1 protein-coding gene is annotated in these 1,929 nt (G+C 69.2%); it reads right to left on the minus strand.

What is annotated here, in order from left to right; genetic code table 11:
• A partial coding sequence (locus ACFWIA_RS35110; RefSeq protein WP_387011334.1) for an amino acid adenylation domain-containing protein occupies positions 1-1,929 on the minus strand: 1,929 nt, incomplete at both ends.

The following is a 1,929-nucleotide window of genomic DNA, read 5'->3' on the forward strand; positions in this document are numbered from 1 at the left end:
GATCTCACCCGGCTCGATCCGAAACCCGCGGACCTTGACCTGCTCATCCGCACGCCCCACGAACTCCAACTGCCCATCCACACGCCAACGCACCAAATCACCAGAGCGATACATCCGCGCACCCGCCTCGAACGGACACGCAACGAACCGCTCCGCCGTCAAACCCGCACGACCCACATAGCCACGCGCCACCTGGGCACCAGTGACGTACAGCTCGCCCACCACACCGACCGGAACCGGCCGGAGCGCGGCATCGAGCACGTACATCCGGGTGTTCCAGGTAGGCCGGCCGATCGGGATGCTGCGCCCGTCGCCGTCGCCGCCCTGCCAGATGGAGGAGGCGACCTGGATGGTCATCTCGGTCGGGCCGTACAGGTTGAAGAGCTCGCTGTTCCACACCGTGCTGATCTCGGCCGCGAGAGCCGGGCGCAGGGCCTCACCACTCGACCAGATACGGCTGACCGCGTGGCCGGCCGGAGGGTGGGGCAGGTTAGCGAGCAGGGAGGGAGGGAACTGGGCGACCGTGACGCCGTTCTCCGCGATGAATGAGACCAGCCGCTGCGGATCCCTGACCACGTCGCCGGGGGCCACGCGGATCGCGGCGCCGGACAGCAGCGGAAGCCAGAGCTCCAGCCCCACCGAGTCGAACCGCACCGAGGTACGGAACAGCAGCACGTCCCCAGGTCCGACCGGATAGGCGTCCTGCATCCACTGCAGGTTGTTGGCCAGGCCCCGGTGCTCGACCATGACGCCCTTCGGCCGACCGGTGGAGCCCGAGGTGTAGATGACGTAGAGCGGGTTGGTCGGGGTGAGCGGGGCGGTGCGGTCGCCGTCGGTCAGGTCGGACGCGGACTGCTGTGCGACGGCCGCGCGGGTCTCCTCGTCGTCGAGAACGACGAACGGGACGCCGACGTCCAGGGCGGACAGATCGGTTCCGCGAGAGACCAGCGTCAGGACGGGCCGGGCGTCACTCAGTGTGTACCGCAGCCGCTCGGCCGGGTCGTCCGGGTCCAGCGGCAGATAGGCGCCACCGGCCTTGATCACCGCGAGCAGCCCGACCACGGTGTCGGCCGAGCGCGGTAGAGCCACTGCCACCAGCCGCTCGGGGCCGGCGCCCAGCCCGACCAAGTGCCGAGCGAGCCGGTTGGCCCGAGCGTTCAGCTCGCCGTAGGTCAGGATCGCGCCGTTGAACAGCACGGCGGGCGCCTCGGGAGTCAGCCGCACCTGTGACTCGAGCAGGGCCGCCATCGTCTCCCGACGGACCTCGGTCCCGGTGTCGTTCCAGTCGGCGAGGACCTGTTGCCGCTCAGCCTCGGTGAGCAGGTCGGCCCGGCCGACCGGCTCCGCCGGATTCCTCAGTGCTTGCTCCAGGAGCCGGACCCACCGTCCCAGGATCTGCTCGACGGTGGAGCGGTCGAACAGATCCGTCGAGTACTCCACTTCGGTCGCGATACCTGCGGGCTCGCCCGCGGCGTCATGGCGCTCGGTGAGCGAGAGAAGCATGTCGAACCGCGACGTGCCGGGGTCCACCTCGAATGCCTGAACCCGCAGCTCGGGGAGGGTGAAGTCGCCTTCGGGGGCGTTCTGGAGGACGAGCGCGACTTGGAAGAGCGGGTGGTGGGAGGTGGAGCGTTGGGGGTTGAGCAGTTCCACGAGGTTTTCGAACGGCACGTCCTGGTGTGCGTAGGCGGCCAGGCTCGCTTCCCGCACCCTGCCGAGCAGTTCGTCGAAGCTGGGGTCGCCGGAGGTGTCCGTCCGCAGCACGAAGGTGTTGACGAAGAGGCCGATCAGGTCGTCCAGCGCTTCGTCGGTGCGGCCGGCGACGCCGCTGCCGAGCGGGATGTCGGTGCCTGCGCCCAGGCGGGTGAGCAGTGCCGCCATACCGGCTTGCAGCACCATGAAGACGGTCGTGTTCGACTGTCGTGCTAG

Source organism: Streptomyces sp. NPDC127068, from assembly GCF_042724695.1.
In the GTDB taxonomy this organism is placed as follows: domain Bacteria; phylum Actinomycetota; class Actinomycetes; order Streptomycetales; family Streptomycetaceae; genus Streptomyces.